Genomic DNA, 25,408 nt, shown 5'->3' with positions numbered 1-25,408 from the left:
TTACGGATTGATTGTCCATGAAGCAAAGTATTGTTGACCAATAGCACCTGCACCTAACACTTGAGTATATTCTTTTCCACCAATATTAGCCGCTCCAATTTTAAGAGTCGATTTTAATTTAGGTAACAAATAATTCACTTGTGCATCAATTACAGTTGCTGATTTAATCATACCATCCACCATTGTAGATTGCCATAAATATTCGCTATTCCATCTTCCACTTACGTTAAATCCGAAATTTTTAAATAATTTTTCATTTCCAAAAGAAGCTTTTACTCTATGTTTAGGTGTATTAAAACCTGCTTTAAAACTAGGGTCTTTAGCTTGATCAAAATTAAACTCAGCATAGTTATAATTGATTCCTGCCTCAAAATCTTTATATACTTTTTTAGAAAGACCTAAACCAAACCCAAGTGATTTAATTTCAACATCTGTATTAGTATACAATTGGAATGCTCTATAATTTCCGTTTTGAAGTGCATGCAAAGACTGAGTACCTAAATCGGTTGCCCCTCCAGCTGGATTTGGAGCATCTTGCGCTTTTCCATATAATGGAGCTACCACATTTAAATTTCCAATGAAGTTATTGTATACATTATAGTATCCGTTGATATCAACTGAAAGATCTTTAATAACTGAACGGTATCCTAACTCTAATGCTTTAACCGCTTCTGGTTTAACAAAAGCTAAATTTGTTTTTTTCAACAAAGCTGGATTTCCTGAAGCAGTAAGAGCAGCAACAGAAGAAGCAGTATAAGAGTTATTATAAGCATTCAATCCTGTAATATTAACCGAAGTTCCTCCTGCAAAAAATTGCCCTGTTGCTGTAGCTATAGGCAATGTTTCCGTATATCTTGTCAAGTTGTCTGGAGCAGATCCTAACAAAATAGCACTTCCTACATTAAATCCGATGTACTGATCTTGAGTTGAAGGATTTCTAAATCCAGTTTGGAAAGACGCTCTGAAATTATGTTTTCTACTTTCTCCTGCAGAATACACCAAGGAAACTCTTGGAGAAAAATTACCTTCAAAGTTTTTAGATTTATCATAACGCAATGAACCCGTAAATTTCAATCTGTCGTCTACCAATTTTTTAGTTAATTGTGTATACGCTCCATATTCATTGTAGTTAATTGGACCAGATGCATCTGTATAAATTCTACCGTGTGAATTCAACTGGTATTGTCTGAATGAACCACCTACTTGAATTTCGGCAAATTTGATTACATCCTTAAAGTTGTAATTAGCATCTGAATGATAAATTCTAGAGTTGTCTACTAATTTAGAACCTGAAAGTACACTTGCTTCATTAGTTACTTGATTGAATGCATTTTTGAATTCAGCAGTACCTGGCAAAAATCTACCGGTATCAGCCGTAGCTCTTGCAATTTTATTGGCGTTTTCAGGAGTCATACCTGCTAAAGTAGATTGGATATAAGCTCCTGCATATTCTCCAAACCATTGACTATCTGATTTCCATTTACGGTTGATGTTAATCCCTGTAAACAACATGTCATACGAATGTCCTCCGTCTTCAGTAGTAGTATATCCTCTTACGAAAAAGTTTTTACCTTTGAACTCTAATTTATGTTGTTGCATAAAGAAATCATTCAAATAATATCTATTCGCTCCTTGGTAAACGGCATTTCCGAAACCAAACTTACTTTGCCAAATCACTTCTAATTTTTCATTTCCGAAAGGTCTAAAGTGTAAAGAGAAATCAATTTTAGCATTACTTGCTTTATTATCTGTCAAATCTACCTCATTGTACCCTGTTCTACTTACATTTGAACTAGGCAACAAATTAACAGCACTTGCTGGAATTAATCCCATAGATGCTAGCGCATTTCCAACTCCTTTAATATTAGTAGAAACCTCATCACCGTATACATTGATACCATCGTAATTCACATTACTTCTATCTCTTCCCGCAACCGTTTTATCATCATAATTAGTAGCGTACCAGTCCGTTCCTCTCATGAAGGTTATATTTGCTTTTGCAGCAAAGTAAGGATTGAACGCTTTTGCCATACGAATTCCGTAATCTACATAATCATTAACACCCGCTGCTTTTTGGCTAGTTTGACCATATTTAGCATACGCTCTAACTCCCTCGCTAGTAAATGGACTTTTACTATTCATAAATAAAATACCATTAAAAGCATTGGCTCCATACAAAGCAGACGATGCCCCAGGTAATAACTCCACACTTTGAACATCAATCTCAGAAACACCGATCATGTTCCCAATTACAAAGTTCAACAAAGGAGAAGAGTTGTCCATTCCATCCACTAATTGCATGAAACGAGTATTAGCTACTGTAGCAAAACCTCTTGTATTGATTGATTTAAAAGACATACTACTAGTGTTCATTTGAACCTCTTTCATGTTTTCTAATCCTTCATAAAAAGTAGCCGAAGCCGTTTTCTTAATGTCAGCAATACCCATTCTTTCAATGGTTACTGGCGATTCTAAAACACGTTCTGGTGTTCTTGAAGCAGAAACCACAATCTCATTTAATTTAGTCTCTTCATCCTGTAATTTCACAACTACTTTTTGATTCGAAGACGAAACCATTACTTTTTTAGATCCAAAACCTAAAGCGGTAATTTCGATTTGATAAGGGAATTTTTTAGACGAACTCAAGATGAATTTCCCTTCGTTGTCAGTTATTGTTCCTTGTGTTTGTCCAGTAACTTTTATATTAGCCCCTGGAATAGGTTGATTATTACTGTCTGAAACAGAACCTGAAATTGAATTTTGCGCAAATGAAATGCTACAAAAAAACAAGGTCAAAAAAAGTAAGTATACTCTCATTGGTTAAAATTTTGTTGGTTTATGCGACCAAAATACAAATATTTTTGGCTATTATTAAAATTAGAGGTCAAAAATTTCATATTTAACAACAATTCTTCTCATTTATAATTAATCTATAGCCGATTTAATTAAACTATTAATAACAAATCGTTTCTTACGTAATTAAAAACCCCAGAGAGACAAACAAAAAATAACAAATAGTAGAAAAATAACAAAAATTAGAATTTGCAATACAGTACAAACACAAAAAGCGAGAAATATCTCGCTTTTTGTGTTTGTTATTAATTATGAATATAGGTTTATTCCACCGTAACAGACTTAGCCAAATTTCTTGGCTGATCTACATTACACCCTCGCATAACTGCAATATGATACGACAACAACTGTAATGGAATGGTTGTAATTAATGGAGATAAGGCATCTGAGGTTTCTGGAATTTCAATCACATAATCCGCTAATTCACGAACTTGTGTATCTCCTTTTGTTACCACAGCTATAATACGCCCACTTCTTGATTTAATTTCCTGAATATTACTTACAATTTTATCATAATGCCCTTGTTTAGGAGCAATTACGATTACAGGCATTTGCTCGTCAATTAAAGCAATTGGACCGTGTTTCATCTCGGCTGCTGGATATCCTTCTGCATGGATATACGATATTTCTTTTAATTTCAAAGCTCCTTCTAAAGCAACCGGGAAATTATATCTTCTACCTAAATACAAACAGTTGTGAGCTTCTTTAAAAGTAGCTGCAATCTCTTTGGTTCTATCATTTGTTTCCAAAGCTTCTTTTACTTTCTCAGGAATTATTTCTAATTCTTGTAAGTACCTATGGAAATCTGAATTTGACAACGTTCCTTTGGCTTTTGCCAAACGCAACGCTATCATTGTCAAAACTGTAATTTGAGTTGTAAATGCTTTGGTTGAAGCTACTCCAATTTCAGGACCTGCATGAGTGTAAGCTCCCGCATGACTTTCTCTTGAAATAGATGAACCTACCACATTACATACCCCAAACACAAAAGCTCCGTGTTCTTTTGCCAACTTAATAGCTGCCATTGTATCGGCAGTTTCCCCTGATTGAGAAATAGCTATAACAACATCTTTACTACTAATAATTGGATTTCTATATCTAAACTCTGAAGCATATTCTACTTCAACTGGAATTCTTGTAAATTCTTCAAAAACATATTCGGCAACTAAACCTGCATGCCACGATGTTCCACAAGCCACAATGATGATTCGGTCTGCGTTAAGAAATTTTTCCAAATTATCTTCTACACCAGCCATTTGAATCAACCCTTCATTAGCATGCAATCTTCCTCTATAAGTATCCTTAATTACATTCGGTTGCTCGTAGATTTCTTTCAACATAAAGTGATCGTAACCTCCTTTTTCAATTTGTTCCAAATTTAATTGAAGCTCTTGGATGTAAGGATCTACTAATGAATCATCTTTAATTTTTCTGATTTTCATTGGTTTATGAAGCCTGATATTAGCCATCTCACCATCTTCTAAATAAATAGCATTTGATGTGTATTCAATAAATGGAGATGCATCCGAAGCGATAAAATATTCGCCTTCTCCAACTCCAATGGCCAATGGACTTCCTAAACGAGCTGCTACAATTTCATTTGGATTTTTTTTATCAAAAACAGCGATAGCATACGCACCTACTACTTGGTTTAAAGCTACTTGAACTGCCTTTCCTAATTTTAATTTTTCTTTGATTTGAATATCTTCAATCAAATTAACTAATACCTCAGAGTCAGTATCCGAATGAAAAACATATCCTCTTTTAATTAATTCTTCTTTTAAAGGCGCATAGTTTTCAATAATTCCGTTATGAATTATTGCTAAATCACCTGAATTAGAAAGGTGTGGGTGTGAATTGACATCATTAGGCACCCCATGAGTAGCCCATCTTGTGTGTCCTATTCCTATAGTTCCATTAGAAGTAATCTCTGTAGCTGCTTTTGCTTCAAGATCAGAGACCTTACCTTTAGTTTTACATAATTTTAGGTTTTCACCATCGTACAACATGACACCTGCGCTATCATATCCACGGTATTCTAATCTTTTTAATCCTTTGATAACAATAGGATAAGCTTCTCTATAACCAATATATCCAACTATTCCACACATATTTTTAGTCTAATTAGGTTTTGTATAATAAATTTGAAGTTTCAATCTTTTATCTTCTGGTACAGAAGGATGACTTCCGTAAAGAATCGTTCCTAGCGGACTCATAACTGATGATTTTGCAACTTTAGTTGAAAACGTATTAGCTGTTTTCAATTTAGTGAATGAGGCATCTCCAATACTTTCAGTAACTACAAGTCCCAACTTAACATTAGTTGAATCGGCATGTTTTACTAGATTTCGAATCTGATTTGTAATTCTAATTTTATAGGTTTGTCCTCGCCCATTAGTAACCGCTTCTTTATTAATTAATCCACTAAAGATGTATTTTGAGTTTTTTGCATTTGCTGCACTCGTAGCATCAGTATAATAATCGTACACTGGAATATTATGAGTCAAGTCGTATAAATACACTCGATTAGGCTCTGTGCTATTCGCCATTTTAGAGGCATCAATGCTAAAAACTAAATTAGCTTCATTGATTAACCAACCTTTACTCCTAATTAAATCCAATTCGCCAGGAGTATTAAAAAGATTAATAACTGCCATCGAACCTTCTCCTCCTTTTAAATATAAATTAGCATCTCCAAGAGAAGTATTAGGATTATTTATTGCCGAAGAATACGTTCCATTAACGCCACTTTGATCCAATAAACTAACCGAATTTCCAGTCATACTCAAATCTATTGATTTTTGAACCTTCGTGGTCACGCCATTTGCATCCGTAGAATCTTCCCGATAACTAATTGTAATCTTACCTGCTTTAAAATTCAACATTGCCATACTTCCAGCACTACCAGAAACATTTTCTACTTTAAAATACAACCCTCTAAAGTAATCTTTAAAGACATCATTAGTAACTAATTTGTCTGGTGCATTTAAAATTTTATTGGCAAAAAAAGTACTATTAAGTTTCAAACGCATGGCAGGTACGGAACGAGTCGTTGTTACTTTTCCATCCGTAGCCGTTGTTGTTTGTACAATTTCTTTTGGATTAAAGAAAAAAGCATCGTTTTGTTTGGTATCTGTTGAATTATTTAATCTTGACCCAATTTTAGCATTATCAAATACTGTGTTTTGATCTGTAAAATAAGACTGTGATTGTTGAAGATATCCTAAAGGATCTAAATCCCTCATGTAATAACCTGATTCGTATACACTCAATTTTATAGGTGCTGTACCCCCATAAATAGAATCTAATTCATAAACATGACTACCATCGGTATTAGTGGTGGTAAGTGTGCTAAAATAAGGCACTGACAAATATACACTATCGACAATCGCATTAGCACCAATAGTTGGAGCTACAACATCTAAATTTAATTGAGTCGCAAAATGTGATGTAGTCTTTCCAAAAGCAGGATCATCATAAATCCCCAACGCATTTATTGCCAAATTATTTGAAGCGACAGGACCTGTTTTTTGATTGTGTGCTACCACAGGAGAAGTATATTGCAATAAATCAAAATGATTATCACCCATCAAATTTCCACCGATAGAATTATAATCTTTATCACAAGAGTATAAAAAAGTAATGCTTATTACTAATAAAAGTGCTTTCTTAATAAAAGAGGTATTGTACATGTTTTGTTGTAAAGTTTAATTTTAAAGAACTTCATTTTTATAGAAATTAGTATATGCTTCTGCAAATACTTCTTTCGATTGGAAAGGTAAAAAAGGTTTTCCTGAAGATTCTATAAATTTTGTTAAACTTGGCGATAGATTTTCTGAAGCAATAATAACAGCATCAGAATGTTTAACAGTAGCTTTAATAATGTTTTCGTAATCAGGTACTTCCAAATCCAAAATAGATTCTAAAGGCACATTATCAAATTTCACTTTATTAATCATTTCCGCATCCAATGTCCCTTCAAAAGACTGACTGTACACCGAAGTAACGATCTTAGTCTCTGAAAACAAGGCCTCATTTTTATAAAAATGCTTCATGTATATAGGCAACATAGCTGCCATCCATCCATGAACATGTATAATATCGGGAACCCAATTCAGTTTTTTTACTGTCTCAACTACTCCTTTGGCAAAGAAAATAGCGCGTTCATCATTGTCTGGGTACATATTGCCCTCATCATCTGTGAAAGTAGCTTTTCTTTTGAAGTACTCATCATTATCAATAAAATAAACCTGTATTCTTTCTTTTGGAATAGACGCCACCTTGATAATCAATGGCATATCCAAATCATTTACTACCAAATTCATCCCTGAAAGTCGAATTACCTCATGCAATTGATGTCTTCTCTCATTGATATTTCCATATCTTGGCATAAAAATTCTAATCTGTCCGCCTTGATCATTAATCATTTTCGGCACATCGTAGGACATCAAAGAAACCTCATTTTCAGCAAGATAAGGAACTACTTCAGATGATACATATAATATCCTCTTGTCTTTCATATTGTAATTTACTTAATTTTTTGGCAATAAAAACCGAGCAAAATTACAAAAATTTATGCACTTTATAACAAATATGTTAAGTTTGCACTCCATTTAAAACATCTAACATGCAGATTTTCCACGGAAAAGCACCCTTAATAGCCCACCTAAAACCTATTAAATCAGCACATTCCACTATTGGATTTGTCCCAACCATGGGCGCTTTGCATGCTGGACACTTGGCTTTGATGGAACGTTCACTTCAAGAAAATGAGTGTACTGTAGTGAGTATTTTTGTCAATCCAACTCAATTTAATAACCCCGAAGATTTAGCCAAATATCCTCGAACATTAGACGAAGACGTAAGAAAAATTACTGCTTTAAGTCCAGAAATAATTGTATATGCTCCGTCAGTTGAAGATATTTACGATGGGAATCCCGTTTCTCAATCCTTTGATTTTGAAGGATTAGAAAATCAAATGGAGGGTAAATTTAGACCTGGACATTTTAATGGAGTGGGGACAATTGTACAACGATTGTTTGAAATTGTAACGCCAACAAATGCTTATTTTGGCGAAAAAGACTTTCAGCAATTACAGATTGTCAAAAAATTAGTTGCTAAAAATCATTTAGAAGTAACTATAATAGGTTGTCCTATTTATAGAGAAGCCAATCAACTAGCGATGAGCTCCAGAAATGAGCGGTTATCCGCCGACGAAAGAAACCAAGCTAGTTTGATATACCAAACCTTAGTTCAGGCAAAAGAGAAATTTAAAACTGAATCCATAGAAAGCGTGAATCAATATGTTCAAGAAGCATTTAAAAACCACTCACTATTTGATTTAGAATACTTTGTCATTGCCGATGAAGAAACACTTTTACCTTGCGTCACCAAAGAAAAAAATAAGAATTACCGTGCATTTATTGCGGTTTTTGTTAACAATATTCGATTGATTGATACCATTTCACTAAATTAATTTACTTTTGCACCATGCAAATTCAAGTAGTAAAATCAAAAATACACCGCGTTAAAGTAACCGGAGCCGATTTAAATTACATCGGTAGCATCACTATTGACGAAGCCTTACTCGAAGCCTCTAATATTATTGAAGGTGAAAAAGTGGCTATTGTTAACGTAAACAACGGCGAACGTTTTGAAACCTACGCAATTAAAGGAGAAAAAAATTCAGGCACCATTACACTGAACGGTCCAGCGGCTCGAAAAGTTCAAAAAGATGATATCATTATTATCATTTCGTATGCCACATTAGAGTTTGAAGAGGCCAAAACCTTTACACCTTGGATTATTTTTCCTAACGAAAATGACAATTCCTTAACTTAATTAAGGATTAATTTGATATACAAAACCACTCTCAAAAGGAGTGGTTTTTTGTTTTAACAATAATCTATTACCCGATTATTTTTTTAGACCATTCTTTACTGTAAATTTGGAATCAATTTATTCCAAGAAGTATGTCGAAAGTTAAAACCTCTTTTTTCTGTCAAAACTGCGGTACGCAATATGCCAAATGGCAAGGTCAATGCAATGCCTGCAAAGAATGGAACACTATTGCCGAAGAAATCATTCAGAAACAAGAAAAAGTGGCTTGGAAAAGCGAACCGGCGGCTGCCGGAAAAGCACCTAAACCTTTGCGAATAAATGAAATCGATTCTACTCAAGAAATTCGTTTAGACACTACAGATAATGAACTTAATCGTGTTTTAGGAGGCGGAATTGTTCCTGGTTCTTTAATTCTTTTAGGAGGAGAACCTGGTATTGGAAAAAGTACGCTTTTGCTACAAATCTCATTGAGTTTACCTTATAAAACGCTTTATGTTTCGGGCGAAGAAAGCCAAAAACAAATTAAAATGCGTGCGGAACGTATTACCCCAAATGGGGACAATTGTTTCATTTTAACTGAGACTAAAACCCAAAACATCTTCAAACAAATTGAGGCTATCCAACCTGAAATCGTCATTATTGATTCGATTCAAACGCTGCATACCGATTATATTGAATCGACTCCAGGGAGCATTTCTCAAATTAGAGAGACCACTGCTGAGTTGATTAAATTTGCCAAAGAAACCAATATTCCCGTAATTTTAATTGGTCATATTACCAAAGACGGCACCATCGCTGGACCAAAAATTTTAGAACACATGGTAGATACCGTCTTGCAATTTGAAGGCGACAGAAATCATGTGTATCGAATCTTGCGTTCGCTTAAAAATCGTTTTGGCTCCACTGCCGAAATTGGAATATATGAAATGTTAGGCAGTGGCTTGCGCGAAGTGTCTAATCCATCGGAGATTTTGATTTCGCACAAAGATGAAGAATTATCAGGAACCGCCATTGCCACTACTTTAGAAGGCATGCGCCCTTTGATGCTCGAAATACAAGCTTTAGTAAGTACTGCAGTATATGGAACTCCGCAACGTAGTACAACAGGATACAATGCCAAAAGACTGAATATGATTTTAGCCGTTTTAGAAAAACGTGCTGGTTTTCGTTTGGGTGCCAAAGACGTTTTCTTAAACATCACTGGTGGAATATCCGTTGATGATCCTGCTATTGATTTGGCAGTGGTGGCGGCTATTTTATCTTCGAACGAAGACATTCCTGTCAATAAAGATTTTTGCTTTGCGGGCGAAGTAGGTCTTTCAGGCGAAATTCGACCTGTAAACCGCGTGGACCAACGCATCCAAGAAGCTGAAAAGTTAGGTTTTTCGACCATATTTGTATCCAAATACAACAAAATAGCCTTGAAAAATACCGGTATCAAAATCCGATTAGTCGCTAAAATTGAAGATGTAGCTGGCGAATTATTTGGGTAACACATATTAATTGCAATTTTTAGTTGTTTTGTCATTCCGACAAAGAAGGAATCTTACAACCAAAGCAACTAATGAGATTCCTCCTTACGTCGGAATGACAGAATGTTCGTCTTTTGTATTACTTAATGACATTGTACTTATTACCCCAACAACACATGAATCGTTAATGCAGCGTTAATTGTTATTCTTGCCTTATTTTATTTCGTAACTTTAAGTAAAACAATGTTTTAACTTAAAAAAAGAAATCATGAAAAGACAAACTGGAATTTGGATTGACAGCTCAAAAGCAATCATTGTTTGCTTAGACGGAAAGAAGGAAAGTATTACCGAAATCGATTCGGATATTGAAAACAAATCACATCATAATCGAGAAGGTAATAAAGGAACATTTTCAGGTAACCACCATAATGCTAACGAAACACAACTTAGCAATCGTAAAAAGGAACAAACTAATTACTTTATGGATTTTATAATTGATTATATCAAAAAATCGGATGAATTGTACGTTTTTGGTCCCGCTGGAGCTAAAACCCAATTAAAAAAACGGATTCAGGAAGAACGTATAATTACACCTGACAAATTAAAAGGTATCGATACTTCTGATAAAATGACCGTCAATCAAATTGTGGCCAAAGTAAGAGATTTTTATACACAATAACACAAAAAAAGGCTTCATTTCATACGAATTGAAGCCTTTACTCTATATTGATACATTGATTACTCGTGCTTTGGAAATGCTTTTTTATTGAAAAAGAGTAAAATTCCCACGCCTGTCGAAATAGCTACATCAGCAATATTAAAAATAGCATTGAAAAATGTAAATTCTTTTCCGCCCCAAATAGGTAACCAGCCAGGTAAATTACCTTGCCAAATAGGGAAATAAAACATATCCACTACTTTTCCATGAAACCATGTTCCATAAGGTTGATTTGAAAATAAAGTGGCTACATTTTGCTGACTATCATCAAACGTTACTCCGTAAAAAACAGAGTCTAAAATATTCCCAAAAGCACCCGCCATAATCAAGGCAATAGCAACAATCAAATAATTAGAACTGTGTCTCTTTTTAACTGAATCCCAAAGCCAATACCCTATTCCGGCTACTGCAAACAAACGAAACACAGTCAATATCAACTTTCCGTATTCGCCAGGAATTCGCGTTCCCCATGCCATTCCTTCGTTTTCAATAAAATATATTTTAAACCAGGAGAACACTTCCACCTCTTCTCCTAAGATAAAGTTGGTTTTAATATAAATTTTTGACACTTGATCTACTACCAGTATAAGAACAACAAGTAAATAAGCGTTACGTAATGAGATTGAATTTTGTTTCATGCGGCAAAAGTAAATAAATTCCAAAAATAAAAATTCCAAATTCCAAAATTTCTAAACAGCAATTTTTGGAATTTGGAATAAGTAAGTGAGTACAATTATAATCTATCGTTGCATATTTTTAGCTTCGATACTCATAGTTGCGTGAGGTACAATTAGCAAACGTTCTTTACTGATTAATTTACCTGTTACTTTACACACTCCGTAGGTTTTATTTTCTACACGGAAAAGCGCATTTTTCAAATCACGAATGAACTTTTCTTGACGAATAGCTAATTGTGAATTGGCTTCTTTAGACATGGTTTCACTACCTTCCTCAAATGCTTTGAATGTGGGAGACGTATCATCTGTTCCATTATTCAAATCATTCATATAAGCACTTTTGATCAAGTCTAAATCTTCTTGGGCTTTTTGTATTTTCTTTTGAATTAACTCTTTGAATTCTGCTAAATCAGCATCTGAGTATCTTGCAATTTCATCTACCATGACTCAATTATTTAGTGATTATTATTTTTGTTTTTATATCGTCAAATTCTATTTCTAATCCGTTGACTACTTCATTTTCGAACATTAAACTTTCTGTCAATGTTTCTGATTTGATATAGTCTTCATTCGCTTCCACAGCTTCTTTCAATTCGGCATTTTGTTGTAACGTCACTTTAATTTTATCTGTCACTTCAAATCCTGAATCTTTACGGATATTTTGGATTCGGTTTACCAATTCTCTGGCGATTCCTTCTTGTTTCAACTCTGGCGAAATCGTGATGTCTAATGCCACTGTAATTCCGTTTGAATTTGCCACTAACCAACCCTCAATATCTTGAGAAGTTATTTCTACATCTTCTATAGTTAAAGATACGGTATTTCCCGCAATAACAATAGCTAAACTTCCTTCACGCTCCAATTCATTGATCTGATCTGGTGTAAACCCTTGTATCTCCTTAGAAATCAAGCCCATGTCTTTTCCGAAACGTGGCCCTAATGTCTTGAAATTAGGTTTAATTTGTTTAACCAAGATTCCCGAAGCATCATCTAAAAGTACGATTTCTTTTACGTTAACTTCTGCTTTAATCAAGTCAGACACTGCTTCAATTTCAGCTCTTTGATTGTTGTCAAGCACTGGAATCATTACCTTTTGCAACGGTTGGCGTACTTTAATCATCTCTTTTTTACGAAGTGACAACACCAATGATGAAATCGTCTGGGCTTTTTGCATTTTGCTCTCCAACGATTTATCAACAAAGTTTTCAACGTATTCTGGAAATTTCGCCAAATGTACACTCTCAAAACCTTCTGAATGCGTTGCTTGTGTTAAGTCTCTATATAATTTATCCATATAAAATGGTGCAATTGGCGCTGCAAGTTTACTTATGCTTAACAAACAAGTGTACAAAGTTTGGTAGGCTGCGATTTTATCTTGAGCGTATTCCCCTTTCCAAAAACGTCTTCTACACAAACGAACGTACCAGTTACTCAAGTTTTCCTGAACAAAATCAGAAATTGCACGAGCGGCTCTTGTCGGTTCATAATCAGCATAGAAACCATCTACCTCTTTAATCAAAGTATTCAATTCCGATATAATCCATCGATCAATTTCTGGTCGCTCCGCCAAAGGAATTTCTGCTTCTGAATACGTAAATCCATCAATATTAGCATACAAACTAAAGAACGAATACGTATTGTACAAGGTTCCAAAGAATTTACGACGCACCTCAGCAATTCCTTCAATATCAAATTTCAAGTTATCCCAAGGATTCGCATTGGATATCATGTACCAACGCGTAGCATCTGGGCCATATTCTTTCAAAGTTTCAAATGGATCAACAGCATTTCCTAAACGTTTTGACATTTTCTGTCCGTTTTTGTCCAATACCAATCCGTTTGACACTACATTTTTATAGGCAATTTTATCAAAAACTAAGGTTCCAATGGCGTGTAAAGTATAAAACCAACCACGGGTTTGATCGACTCCCTCAGCGATAAAATCCGCTGGGAACGATTTGTTTTGGTCAATCAACTCTTTGTTTTCAAATGGATAATGCCATTGTGCATAAGGCATAGCTCCTGAATCAAACCAAACATCAATCAAATCGCTTTCGCGTTGCATTGGTTTTCCTGAAGCCGAAACCAAAGTGATTTTGTCCACTACATTTTTATGCAAGTCAATCAAGTCATAATTGGCTTCCGACATATTACCAATTTCAAAACCTGCAAACGGATTCGTTTTTTGGAAACCTGCTGCGATTGATTTTTCAATTTCGTTGTACAATTCTTCTACTGAACCAATCAAGATTTCTTCTTGTTTGTCTTCGGTTCTCCAAATTGGCAATGGAATTCCCCAGTATCTAGAGCGTGATAAATTCCAATCGTTCGCGTTTTTCAACCAATTCCCAAAACGACCTTCACCAGTAGCTTTTGGCTTCCAGTTAATAGAGTCGTTCAAATCAAACATACGATCACGCACCTCGGTAATCTTGATGAACCAAGAATCCAAAGGATAGTATAAAATAGGCTTATCTGTTCTCCAACAATGTGGGTAACTGTGGACGTATTTCTCTACTTTAAATGCTTTATTTTCTTCTTTTAACTGAATGGCAATTTCCACATCGGCAGAACGCTCTGGTGCTTCGCCTTCGTTATAGTATTCGTTTTTAACGTATTTGCCTGACAGATCTCCGAGTCCATTTACGAATTTACCTTGCAAATCCACTAATGGAACTAGCGTGCCGTTTTCGTCTAAAACCAACATTGGCGGCACTTCAGGTGTAGCTTCTTTGGCTACTTTAGCATCATCCGCTCCAAAAGTAGGTGCTGTATGCACAATTCCTGTTCCGTCTTCGGTAGTTACAAAATCTCCTGCAATTACACGGAAGGCATCCTCAGCATTTTGATACGGCAACACCAATGGCATTAATTGTTCGTAGCGAATACCAACCAAGTCCGCTCCTTTGGCTTCCGCCAAAATTTGGTATGGAATTTTCTTATCTCCTGGTTTGAAGTTTTCAAAATCAGCAGCCTCTGCCGATTCAAAGAAGGTTTTACCGAATTGTTTTCCAACCAAGTTTTTAGCCAAGATGACATTCGTTGGTAAAAAAGTATATTGATTGAAGGTTTTCACCAACACATAATCGATTTTTGGACCTACTGTCAAAGCCGTATTGGATGGCAAGGTCCAAGGCGTTGTGGTCCAAGCCAAAATATGAATATCTCCAAAGCCTTGTAAAAAGCTTGGTAATGACTCTGGTTTAGTTTGGAATTGTGCTACAATCGTAGTGTCTGTAACATCTCTATACGAACCCGGTTGGTTCACCTCGTGCGAAGACAATCCTGTTCCTGCTTTTGGAGAATACGGTTGAATGGTGTAGCCTTTGTACATCAAATCCTTGTTGTAGATTTGTTTCAACAACCACCATACGGTCTCCATGTATTTGGGTTTATAAGTAATATAAGGGTCTTCCATATCTACCCAATACCCCATTTTTTCCGTCAGGTCATTCCAAACATCTGTATAGCGCATTACGGTACGTTTACACGCCTCGTTGTATTCTTCTACGGTAATGGTTTTTCCAATATCTTCTTTGGTGATTCCCAATTCTTTTTCAGTACCCAATTCCACAGGTAAACCGTGGGTATCCCAACCCGCTTTACGCTTTACTTGGAAGCCTTTTTGAGTTTTATAGCGACAAAAAATATCTTTAATAGCACGTGCCATCACGTGGTGAATTCCTGGTAATCCATTTGCCGAAGGCGGCCCTTCAAAAAACACATATGGTGGATTCCCCTCACGGGTACTTACCGTTTTCTCAAATATCGTTTCTTTCTTCCAAAAATCCAGCACTTCTTCTGCCGATTTTGGCAAGTCAAGTCCTTTGTATTCAGTAAATTTTGTGCTCATGGTATGCTTTTCTAAATCGAGTTGCGAAAGTAGTGAATATTAGTAAATAGGCAAAAGCCAAAAGGCAAAAGTTATCGATGCTGATGAAAGTGGGATTTTTAAAGGAAATTCGAACACAGATTTCACGGATTAAATAGAATAGTCTATTTTTTTAGGAAACACTTCTTATTTGAAATTCTATGCCCATTTTTATTAACTTGCGATTATTATTTTTATCAAAACCATTAAACCAATAATTCAACAAGCTTTTTTCAAATATATATGAAATATAAAAAATACTGGTCAATTGCAGATTTACCCAACTATTCTCTAAGAGCCTATGATGTTTTCTTTTATATCTCAATAGTATTTATTCTTGCATTTATCTTAACTAAGATATTTAAAAAGAATAACGAAGACTATGAAAAAACTATCGTTCTTTGGGCTACAGGAATAATTGGAATTGGAACATTAATTGGTTTCATATATTTAAAATTCTTTATAAAAGATTTAACAGACCAACATATACAAAGAATACTAAATTCAAAAAATGTAGCAGTCGTAGAAGGAAATATTAGTAACTTTCAAAGTGGAAGACCATTGTCTAGAAGAGGCACTGTGACTCAAGAAAGCTTCATTGTTGACTCTGTTGAATTCTCATATTCAGATGAAGTTCTTGGCAGATTTAATCGATTTAGCAAAACAAATAATGGTGTTTTTCGCAATGGTTTACCCGTGAGAATAACATATGGAAAAGAAAAACACGAGATTGTAATGATTGAAATTAAAACTAAATTCTAACACCAATTTCGCAGATTACCGCAGATGATATACTGCTTCTAAGAAATTTGTGCCAATTCGTGAAATTCGTATTTTTTAAGCAAAAACCTCCTTTAAGACATCCAAAGATTTAGGTTTTCTAAAACCGTCCAAGTGATAACTGTAGTAGTCCATCAGGATTTTCAAGAGGATTTGTCGTTCAATAACATGAAAGATTTTTTGATCGGAATCCCACTTTAAATCAATCAGTTTTTTGAACAAAAGCGTTTCGTGTTCCGTCAACGAACTCACTGCATGAAACGGGGAAAAAACACCTTCAACCAATTCGAAAAAAGCCTGATCTCTATCCGACACATCTGGATAAAACCCAAAATATTTGGTCATTTCGAGCAGTAAAATCAGATGAAAGTTGGCTGTTTCGTCATGATTATCAAGCCATTGTAATGCCGCTTCTAAAAAAACGAAAAGCGCTTCGTTTTTTTCTTCTTCGTGAATGGAATGGTGCAAAATCTCCGACAAGAACAACACAATCGTGCTTTTCACAATGTCTGTATGAATCGAATAAAAAGGAGTGGCTATTTTAATTTCTTTGAAGTTCTCCAAAGTGCCTTTGTTTTTATGTACCGCTTCAATGTCTAAAATACTCAACGGCTGAAAATACGCAATTTTTTGATTGGATTTTCGAGAGGAAAAAGCATCCCGAACAAAATAGGATTTCAAACCATGCGTCAAGGTAAAGCATTTTACAATCAGGCTTTTTTCCTGAAATTTTAATGCCGAAATAACAATCGCTTTGGTTTTGACTTGCATTTTGTTGACTATTGGTCCACAAATATAAGATACTCTCTTCGTTTAATGTAATTAGTTATTGATTAAAATTTTACGTCAGTTCGAGTGATTTTCTAACTAAATCTTGGAAAAGAAAATTGTATCGAGAACAAGTAAAATTTTATCAAGAACGATTCTCGATACATTTTTTGTTCCGCTTCGCTTCACAAAAAACACTCGAATTGACGTTTTTGATAATTCTAACTAACCCGTTATAAACTAAAAAACCTTCTCCCGAAAAATCGAAAGAAGGTTTTTTTGCATTTGAATTAATAGTTTTACACCACTCCTTGTGCAAGCATTGCATCGGCTACTTTTACGAATCCAGCAATGTTGGCGCCTTTTACATAGTTAACATATCCATCTTCCTCTGCTCCATATTTTTTGCATTGGTTGTGAATACCCACCATAATATCTTTTAATCTCGCATCTACTTCCTCGCTAGTCCAGTTCAAACGGATCGAATTTTGCGTCATTTCTAAACCAGAAGCTGCAACTCCACCTGCATTAGCAGCTTTACCTGGTGCAAAAAGCACTTTGTTTTCTAGGAATAATTTGATTGCTTCTAAAGTACATGGCATATTTGCCGCTTCAGTTACACAAATCACACCATTTGCAATTAAATTTTTAGCATCTTGCTCGTTCAATTCATTTTGAGTCGCACATGGAATCGCGATATCCACTTTGGCTTCCCAAGGGCTTTTCCCTTTGTGAAATTCAGCGTTTGGATATTTCTCTAAATACGCTTCCGCTTTATTATCGCCGCGTGCTCTCATTTCGAGCATGAAATCAATTTTTTCTCCTGAAATTCCATCTTTATCATAAATATAGCCGTCAGGTCCTGAAATAGTCACCACTTTCCCTCCAAGTTCATTTACTTTTAAAGCAACTCCCCAAGCCACATTTCCAAATCCAGAAATGGCTACTGTTTTTCCTTTGATATCTTGACCGATAGTACGCAACATCTGTTCTGTAAAATACACCACTCCATATCCTGTAGCCTCAGGTCGAATTAACGAACCTCCGTAGGCTAATCCTTTTCCGGTTAACACTCCTGTAAATTCGTTTCGGATACGTTTGTATTGACCAAATAAGTAGCCAATTTCTCTTGCTCCCACTCCAATATCTCCTGCAGGAACATCCAAATCAGGGCCTATATGACGACATAATTCCGTCATAAACGATTGACAGAAACGCATGATTTCACCATCCGATTTTCCTTCAGGATCAAAATCAGAGCCTCCTTTTCCACCTCCCATCGGCAAAGTGGTCAAACTATTTTTGAATACTTGTTCGAAAGCTAAAAACTTCAACACCGATAAATTTACCGTGTGATGAAAACGAATTCCTCCTTTGTACGGTCCAATAGCGGAGTTCATTTGAATTCTAAATCCACGGTTCACAATAATTTCTCCTTTATCATCCACCCATGGCACTCTAAAAATAATAGAACGTTCCGGCTCGGCGATACGAAGTAAGATGTTCTTTCCATCGTATTTTTTTCGTTCTGAGATAAACGGGATTACTGTTTCGGCAAATTCTCTAACCGCTTGTATGAATTCTGGCTCATTTGGATTTTTGGCTTCTACCAAAGCCATAAATTGATTTATTTTTTCTTCCATGTTAAGAACTATATTTAAGTCAATACAGATTGATTTTTTAGTCCAAATTGATTTTAAGAAATCGATTTCGTAACTACAAACAAAGATAGCTGTAATTGAAGAATAAATCCGTGCAATTTATTGAGTTTTTTTGCAGATTTATCGTTTTAACAAGCTATTTTAAAGAAATTTACATTTACAATAATAAATTTTACGAAAACGATATAGTTTTCGCAATTATTACATAAAAATAATTGATTATTGAAAGAACTAAAAAATGAAGTGGAATTCCTTACACTAATTTTTTCAGGCTCATGATAATTCCAAGGTGAAGTCCCTCGTGAAAATTATTGTACGCCATAGCATCTTTTACATTTTTCAACACAAAGCCACTAGAGGTTGGGTATTCTGTAAATTGAGTAAAAATACCGCTACCGTAATCGGCTTGAGTTTGGTCAACCAAATCAAATAGCAGCGATTTGATTTGGTCTACTTCTGCTTGAGTAGCAGCTTGTTCTGGCTTGGATCCTTTTTTGTATTTGTCGACTAATTCGTCTGAAACTAACATTGGTAGTCCTGAAAGCTTGTAAATTAACAACTGTTGCGTAACCACCACATGTGCAATATTCCAAAATAAATTATTACTAAATCCTTCCGGAATAGCATTTAATTGATCTAAAGTGAAGTCCTCTAAAAAAGGAGCGATTAATTTTCGGCAAGTTCTGTTCAGTTCGAATGTTTGTTCCATTGGGTTTTGATTTGAAATTTTTGCTAAAAATAATCATTTTAAGTATCAAATGGATTTTCTTTGCAAAAAAGTAATTGCAATTCAATATGAACAAAATATACTACCTCGCTTCTTGCGATACCTGTCGAAAAATCATTAAAGCCTTACCAAAAGGACACAATCTGGTTTTTCATGACATCAAACAAGACCCAATTACTGAAGAACAATTAGAAGAAATGCACCAACTTTCGGGAAGTTATGAAGCGCTTTTTAGCAAAAAGGCACAGTTGTACAAGTCTTTAGGATTAAAAGACAAAGCCTTGACTGAAGCTGATTTCAAAAAATACCTATTAGAACATTATACGTTTTTGAGTCGTCCCGTTTTTATTATTGACGGCGCCATCTACATTGGCAACAGCCAACAAAACATACTACAAGTCCATAAAGCATTAAGCTAATGTCTAAAAGAAACCTTGCCTTACTAGCCGCTACTTTTGTATCCATTATATATGGAATAACCTTTACAATTGCTAAAGATGTCATGCCTCAATATGTAGATGCGTATGGATTTATCGTATTTCGGGCGGGAGGTTCTACTATTTTGTTTTGGCTAATCTGGATTGTTTTAAAACTGAACGGCAAAGTCCCTTCTGAAAAAATTAGTCGTTCCGATTTTCCAAGAGTAATAGCCGCAGCATTCTTTGGAATAGCCTTGAACATGCTTTGTTTTTTCAAAGGATTGAGTCTAACCTCACCCATTAGTGCGGCGGTAATTATGGTCTCTACTCCTATGATTGTATTAGTCCTTTCGGCCATTATTCTGAAGGAACGTATGCGAAAACGAATGATTACAGGCCTAATTTTAGGACTAATCGGGACTACTTTTCTTATTTTATATGGCAAATCTGTTGGGAGTGCCACCAATGCCGGTTTAGGAAATTTATTAGTTTTAATTAATGCTATTTCTTACGGATTTTATCTCATCATTGTCAAAAAACTGATGCATACTTACAACGCTTTTACTTTTGTAAAGTGGATTTACTTGCTAGGATTTTTAATGGTATTACCCTTTGGTTGGGACGTTTTTCAAACTGTAAATTGGACCCTACTGCCAATCCCTATTTTTTGGAAAATTGGGTTTGTCGTGTTCTTTTCGACTTTCCTAAATTATCTTTTGAACCTGCTTTCTATGAAAGAATTAAGCCCAACTACTGTTGCGGTTTTTGTCTATTTACAACCCCTTTTTGCTACTATTTTCGCCATCGGATTAGGAAAAGACGAGTTGAACGGCGTTAAAATAATCTCGGCAGCCCTAATTTTTAGTGGGGTTTATCTCGTTACAATGAAGAAATCCTAAATTTTCAATACATTTGTAGCTATTACACAATTCATATATGATACAATCAATGACTGGTTTTGGTAAAGCCACTTTGCAATTACCGACCAAAAAAATCACGGTAGAAGTAAAATCTTTAAATAGTAAAGGACTCGATTTAAATGTGCGAATGCCTTCGCTTTACCGCGAAATGGAATTGGGTTTGCGCAACCAAATTGCGCTAAAACTAGAAAGAGGTAAAGTAGATTTTTCGATTTTTATCGAAAGTACTGCCGAACAAACTTCGACTAAAGTCAATGTACCTATCGTGAAAGGATATATCGAACAATTAAGAGCCGTTTATGCCGAGGCAGAAGAAACTGAATTGATGAAAATGGCAATTCGAATGCCAGACACGATGAAGATTGAGCGCGAAGAAATTGACGAAAATGATTGGGCTCAAATTGAAACCGCTATTGAAGAAGCTTTACAAAATATTTTAAATTTTAGAAAAGACGAAGGACAATCGCTTGAAAAGGAATTCCAATTGCGTATTGCGAATATCCGTCAATACATGAACGAGGCCTTGGCACTGGATCCAGAACGCGTTCAAGCCATTAAAGATCGTTTGCAAACTGCTATTGCCGAATTGAAAGTAAACGTAGATGAAAATCGTTTTGAACAAGAATTGATTTATTACCTAGAAAAATTAGATATTACTGAAGAAAAAGTGCGTTTGACCAATCACTTGGATTATTTCTTGGAAACCATCAAAGGAAATGAAGCTAACGGTAGAAAATTAGGTTTTATCACTCAAGAAATGGGACGCGAAATCAATACCATGGGTTCTAAATCAAACCACGCACAAATGCAAAAATTAGTCGTTCAAATGAAAGACGAATTGGAAAAAATTAAAGAGCAGGTTTTAAACGTTTTGTAATTTTTAGATTCTGAAACAAGTTCAGAATGACAGAGCATTAATAACACAACATAATGAATAACGGAAAATTAATCGTATTCTCAGCACCCTCTGGTTCTGGAAAAACTACCATAGTAAGGCATTTATTGGCGCAAGCCGATTTGAATTTAGAATTCTCGATTTCCGCAGCGACTCGTGAAGCCCGTGGGGAAGAAATTAATGGAAAAGACTATTATTTTATGTCTATCTCCGAATTCAAACAACACATCAAAAACGAAGATTTTGTAGAATGGGAAGAAGTCTATCGTGATAATTTCTACGGCACATTAAAAAGTGAGGTAGAACGTATTTGGGCCAAAGGTAAAAATGTCATTTTTGACATTGATGTAGCTGGTGGATTGCGTATCAAGTCTAAATTTCCTGAGGAAACTTTGGCTGTTTTTGTAAAACCTCCAAGTGTTGACGAACTGAAGCGCAGACTTAAAGAACGCTCTACAGAAAGTGAAGAAAAAATCAATATGCGTATTGCAAAAGCTCACGTAGAATTGGCAACCGCTCCACAATTTGATGTCATCATAAAAAACTATGACTTAGAAATAGCTTTAGAAGAAGCATATCAATTGGTAAAAGATTTTATTAGCAAATAAAAAAATATAACACAAAGTCTCACTAAGTTTGGCGCCAAGTAGCACAAAAAAACTTCGCGTAACTCTGTGTAAAACTTTGTGTAACTCTGTGTAACAAAATGAAAATAGGACTCTATTTCGGAACGTTTAATCCTATTCATGTGGGGCATTTGATTATTGCCAATCACATGGCGGAGCATGCCGATTTAGACCAAGTTTGGATGGTGGTTACCCCACACAATCCATTGAAAAAGAAAAGTACTCTTTTGGCGGATCATCACCGATTAGAAATGGTGTTTTTGGCAACGGAAGATTTTCCGAAAATTAAACCTTCGGATATTGAATTCAAACTTTCGCAGCCAAATTATACCGTGAATACTTTGGTTCATTTAGAAGAAAAATATCCAGAGCATACGTTCTCTTTAATTATGGGCGAGGATAATTTGAAGTCGTTTCATAAATGGAAAAATTACGAGGCTATTTTAGCACATCATGAAATTTATGTCTATCCCAGAATCGATACAATTTCTGGTGAACTTGAAAATACTCTTTTTAAAAACCACCCGAAAATCCACTTAATTGATGCACCTGTTGTAGAAATCTCGTCTACGTCCATCAGAGAACACATCAAAAAAGGAAAAAATGTACTGCCCTTGTTACCTCCAAAGGTTTGGGAGTACATTGATCATAATAATTTTTACAAAAAATAAGCCCTTTATTAACACTTGTTTATTCGTGTGTTATTCCATAATAGTGTACCTTTAATAAAAACTTATACTCATGTTAAACTTCGAATTATACAATCCAACCCAACTTGTTTTTGGGAAAGGACAAATAGAACAATTACCCACTCTTGTTCCACAGAATGCTAAAATATTAGTAGCTTATGGTGGTGGAAGTATTTTTAAAAATGGGATTTACGATCAAGTAAAAACAGCTTTACAAGGTTTTGATGTGGTGGAATTTGGTGGCATTGAAGCCAATCCGTACTATGAAACATTGATGAAAGCGGTGGAGATTATTCGCGAACAAAAAATTGATTTCATTTTAGCCGTAGGCGGTGGAAGTGTAATTGATGGCGTAAAATTCATCTCGGCTGCTGTTAACTTTGAAGGCAATCCGATGGATATTTTACATAAACGAATTATTTTTAAACAAGGTGCTGATGTAGTGCCTTTTGGAACCGTTTTGACCTTGCCTGCAACCGGAAGCGAAATGAATTCAGGTTCGGTAGTTTCTATAAAAGCTACTCAAGAAAAACGTGATTTTGGTGGCTCAGCTATGTTTCCAAAATTTTCGATTTGTGATCCAACTGTGATTGCTTCGTTACCAAAAAGACAACTGCAAAATGGTGTAATTGACGCTTATGTTCACGTTTTGGAACAATATTTAACCTACCCACATGAAGGACATTTACAAGATAGACTTGCCGAAAGTATCTTACAGACCTTAATTGAAGTGGGGCCAAAAGTAGTTGAAAACCCAACGGATTACGCTCTTGCATCTAACTTCATGTGGAGTTGTACTATGGCGTTGAACGGATTGATTCAAAAAGGAGTGCCGTCTGACTGGGCAACCCACATGATCGGACATGAATTGACGGCTTTATACAATATTGACCACGCCAGAACATTAGCAATCATTGGCCCTAATTTGTTCCGCGTTTTATTTGAAACCAAAAAAGAAAAATTAGCACAATACGGGAAACGAGTGTTTCAATTGACTGGAACCGAGGAAGAAATTGCCCACCAAGCCATTGAGTCGACCGTGGCTTTTTATCATACTATGGGGATGAAAACTAAGATATCCGAAAACGCTTCTAACATTGAAAACACTGCTGATTTTATCGTAAATCGTTTTGAAGAAAGAGGTTGGAAAGCTTTAGGCGAAAGACAGAATATTACTTTAGATAAGCTAAGAGAAATAGTGGAATTAAGTTACTAATTTTAAAATCAAAAAGGCGTTCTACTAACTTACTGTGGGACGCCTTTTCAAAATACAAAAACAAAACTAACTAACTCAAAGTGCATTTTTAAATATAAAAACTTCATTAATAATAGTTTACAACGTAAACTATTATTTTTTATTGTGTAGCATTGTAAAAAATAATTAAAAATGTATTGCTTTTATTGCTAGAGCCTGTAAAATCTGAGACTGAGAAATAGAATAAATTGGTGTTTTTTGTTTTTTTTACCTACTTTTGATTAAATCCAATACATAAAATGGCCGAAAATTTAAAATTTGCAGTTATTGGTGGAGGTAGTTGGGCTACCGCCATTGCGAAAATGTTATGTGCTAATCTACCTGAGATTTCATGGTACATGCGAAACGAAGCTGCAATTGAACACATTAAAACTGAAAAACACAATCCGAATTATTTAAGTTCGGTGGAGTTTGACACTAATAAACTAAGACTAACTCACGATATTAACGAAGCAGTTGCCTACGCAGATTACCTAATTTTTGCGATTCCATCTGCTTTTTTAGAAGCGGAATTAGCTAATTTGACTACCTCGCTCGAAAACAAAATAATTTTCTCGGCGATCAAAGGTATTGTCCCTGAAACAAGTTTAATTGTGGGGGAACATTTCCATTTTAATTACAACATTCCTTACTATAATATTGGGGTAATAACTGGTCCTTGTCATGCCGAAGAAGTGGCTTTAGAGCGTCTTTCTTACCTGACAATTGCTTGTGGGGACCCAGAAAAGGCAACCATTGTCGCTAAAAATTTATCTAGTAATTATATTAAAACTAAAATTACAGATGATATCATTGGGACAGAATATGCTGCAATGTTAAAAAACATATACGCAGTAGCGGCCGGAATTGCCCATGGATTGGGTTATGGAGATAACTTCCAATCGGTTTTGATGAGTAATGCGATTCGTGAGATGAAAAAATTCATCAAAAAAGTGCATAAAATGAAACGCAACATCAATGACTCGGCTTATTTAGGCGATTTATTGGTGACAGGTTATTCTGTTTTTTCTCGAAATAGAATGTTCGGAAATATGATTGGTAAGGGATACACCGTAAAAAGTGCGATGATGGAAATGAGTATGGTAGCCGAAGGCTATTATGCTACTAAAAGCGCGTACCAGCTGAACCAAGGTTACGGAGCTAGCACGCCAATTATCAATGCCGTGTATAGTATTTTGTATGACGGAAAAAATGCTAAAAAAGTATTCAAAAATTTGACTGATCAATTGGATTAAA

General features: G+C 35.3%; 22 protein-coding genes. 12 read left to right on the top strand and 10 right to left on the bottom strand.

From position 1 onward, the window contains the following. From RMR09_RS03275 to RMR09_RS03260, 4 genes are all read right to left on the bottom strand, one after another. Entirely contained in the window at nt 1–2,817 is a 2,817-nt protein-coding gene (locus RMR09_RS03275; RefSeq protein ID WP_310594391.1) for a TonB-dependent receptor domain-containing protein, read from the bottom strand. A gap of 299 nt (nt 2,818–3,116) precedes the next feature. Further along, nucleotides 3,117–4,964 carry a glutamine--fructose-6-phosphate transaminase (isomerizing) gene (gene glmS, locus RMR09_RS03270; RefSeq protein ID WP_310594390.1) on the bottom strand — a complete coding sequence of 616 codons (1,848 nt, stop codon included), beginning with the start codon at nt 4,962–4,964 and terminating at the stop codon, nt 3,117–3,119. Nucleotides 4,965–4,973: 9 nt separating this feature from the next. Beyond that, nucleotides 4,974–6,545, bottom strand: a complete 1,572-nt coding sequence (locus RMR09_RS03265; protein WP_310594389.1) for a DUF4270 domain-containing protein — start codon at nt 6,543–6,545, stop codon at nt 4,974–4,976. A 21-nt stretch (nt 6,546–6,566) separates the two neighbouring features. Next, nucleotides 6,567–7,373, bottom strand: a complete 807-nt coding sequence (locus RMR09_RS03260) for a glycogen/starch synthase (RefSeq protein ID WP_310594388.1) — start codon at nt 7,371–7,373, stop codon at nt 6,567–6,569. Nucleotides 7,374–7,480: 107 nt separating this feature from the next. On the opposite strand from RMR09_RS03260, the gene panC reads away from it, so the two are divergent. From panC to RMR09_RS03240, 4 genes are all read left to right on the top strand, one after another. After that, nucleotides 7,481–8,329 carry a pantoate--beta-alanine ligase gene (gene panC / locus RMR09_RS03255; RefSeq protein WP_310594387.1) on the top strand — a complete coding sequence of 283 codons (849 nt, stop codon included), beginning with the start codon at nt 7,481–7,483 and terminating at the stop codon, nt 8,327–8,329. 14 nt (nt 8,330–8,343) lie between these two features. Further along, a complete protein-coding gene (gene panD, locus RMR09_RS03250; RefSeq protein ID WP_310594386.1) occupies nt 8,344–8,694 on the top strand; it encodes an aspartate 1-decarboxylase in 351 nt (116 codons plus the stop codon). A 131-nt stretch (nt 8,695–8,825) separates the two neighbouring features. Further along, nucleotides 8,826–10,187 (top strand): DNA repair protein RadA, encoded by a 1,362-nt coding sequence (gene radA, locus RMR09_RS03245; protein ID WP_310594385.1) that lies wholly within the window; start codon nt 8,826–8,828, stop codon nt 10,185–10,187. 247 nt (nt 10,188–10,434) lie between these two features. Then, entirely contained in the window at nt 10,435–10,845 is a 411-nt protein-coding gene (locus RMR09_RS03240; RefSeq protein ID WP_310594384.1) for a hypothetical protein, read from the top strand. A gap of 59 nt (nt 10,846–10,904) precedes the next feature. On the opposite strand, the gene RMR09_RS03235 is transcribed toward RMR09_RS03240, so the two are convergent. From RMR09_RS03235 to ileS, 3 genes are all read right to left on the bottom strand, one after another. Further along, entirely contained in the window at nt 10,905–11,507 is a 603-nt protein-coding gene (locus tag RMR09_RS03235) for a lipoprotein signal peptidase (protein WP_310594479.1), read from the bottom strand. Nucleotides 11,508–11,624: 117 nt separating this feature from the next. After that, a complete protein-coding gene (locus tag RMR09_RS03230; protein ID WP_296687021.1) occupies nt 11,625–12,005 on the bottom strand; it encodes a TraR/DksA C4-type zinc finger protein in 381 nt (126 codons plus the stop codon). A 7-nt stretch (nt 12,006–12,012) separates the two neighbouring features. Continuing rightward, nucleotides 12,013–15,414: an isoleucine--tRNA ligase gene (gene ileS, locus RMR09_RS03225; protein WP_310594383.1), complete on the bottom strand. Its 3,402-nt coding sequence runs from the start codon at nt 15,412–15,414 to the stop codon at nt 12,013–12,015. Nucleotides 15,415–15,675: 261 nt separating this feature from the next. Between ileS and RMR09_RS03220 the strand changes: the two genes are divergently transcribed. Then, nucleotides 15,676–16,194, top strand: coding sequence for a hypothetical protein (locus RMR09_RS03220; protein ID WP_310594382.1), 519 nt, complete (start codon nt 15,676–15,678; stop codon nt 16,192–16,194). Between the two features lie 75 nt (nt 16,195–16,269). Here RMR09_RS03220 and recO read toward each other — a convergent pair whose 3' ends face one another. The 3 genes from recO to RMR09_RS03205 all read right to left on the bottom strand — a co-directional run bounded on the left by recO (nt 16,270) and on the right by RMR09_RS03205 (nt 19,350). After that, nucleotides 16,270–16,983: a DNA repair protein RecO gene (recO, locus tag RMR09_RS03215; RefSeq protein WP_310594381.1), complete on the bottom strand. Its 714-nt coding sequence runs from the start codon at nt 16,981–16,983 to the stop codon at nt 16,270–16,272. A gap of 296 nt (nt 16,984–17,279) precedes the next feature. Next, nucleotides 17,280–18,623, bottom strand: a complete 1,344-nt coding sequence (gene gdhA, locus RMR09_RS03210) for an NADP-specific glutamate dehydrogenase (RefSeq protein WP_310594380.1) — start codon at nt 18,621–18,623, stop codon at nt 17,280–17,282. 271 nt (nt 18,624–18,894) lie between these two features. Then, nucleotides 18,895–19,350: a DinB family protein gene (locus tag RMR09_RS03205; protein WP_310594379.1), complete on the bottom strand. Its 456-nt coding sequence runs from the start codon at nt 19,348–19,350 to the stop codon at nt 18,895–18,897. Between the two features lie 86 nt (nt 19,351–19,436). On the opposite strand from RMR09_RS03205, the gene RMR09_RS03200 reads away from it, so the two are divergent. The 7 genes from RMR09_RS03200 (at nt 19,437) to RMR09_RS03170 (ending at nt 25,407) form a co-directional block, all read left to right on the top strand. Continuing rightward, complete coding sequence (locus RMR09_RS03200; RefSeq protein WP_310594378.1) at nt 19,437–19,787, top strand: ArsC/Spx/MgsR family protein; 351 nt, start codon at nt 19,437–19,439, stop codon at nt 19,785–19,787. Further along, complete coding sequence (locus RMR09_RS03195; protein ID WP_310594377.1) at nt 19,787–20,686, top strand: DMT family transporter; 900 nt, start codon at nt 19,787–19,789, stop codon at nt 20,684–20,686. Before RMR09_RS03200 ends, RMR09_RS03195 begins: the two co-directional genes overlap by 1 nt. A gap of 37 nt (nt 20,687–20,723) precedes the next feature. After that, a complete protein-coding gene (locus RMR09_RS03190; RefSeq protein WP_310594376.1) occupies nt 20,724–21,584 on the top strand; it encodes a YicC/YloC family endoribonuclease in 861 nt (286 codons plus the stop codon). 53 nt (nt 21,585–21,637) lie between these two features. Beyond that, nucleotides 21,638–22,210 (top strand): guanylate kinase, encoded by a 573-nt coding sequence (gene gmk, locus RMR09_RS03185; RefSeq protein WP_310594375.1) that lies wholly within the window; start codon nt 21,638–21,640, stop codon nt 22,208–22,210. Nucleotides 22,211–22,308: 98 nt separating this feature from the next. Beyond that, complete coding sequence (gene nadD / locus RMR09_RS03180; protein ID WP_310594374.1) at nt 22,309–22,899, top strand: nicotinate (nicotinamide) nucleotide adenylyltransferase; 591 nt, start codon at nt 22,309–22,311, stop codon at nt 22,897–22,899. Between the two features lie 70 nt (nt 22,900–22,969). After that, nucleotides 22,970–24,133 carry an iron-containing alcohol dehydrogenase gene (locus tag RMR09_RS03175; protein WP_310594373.1) on the top strand — a complete coding sequence of 388 codons (1,164 nt, stop codon included), beginning with the start codon at nt 22,970–22,972 and terminating at the stop codon, nt 24,131–24,133. A gap of 278 nt (nt 24,134–24,411) precedes the next feature. Further along, nucleotides 24,412–25,407, top strand: coding sequence for an NAD(P)H-dependent glycerol-3-phosphate dehydrogenase (locus RMR09_RS03170; protein WP_310594372.1), 996 nt, complete (start codon nt 24,412–24,414; stop codon nt 25,405–25,407). The last annotated feature ends 1 nt before the right edge of the window (nt 25,408 follow it).

Origin of the sequence: Flavobacterium sp. (genome assembly GCF_031537875.1) — a bacterium.
Classification (GTDB): domain Bacteria; phylum Bacteroidota; class Bacteroidia; order Flavobacteriales; family Flavobacteriaceae; genus Flavobacterium.
The sequence above is the reverse complement of the archived record's forward strand: the minus strand, read 5'-3'. Positions and strand labels throughout refer to the sequence as shown.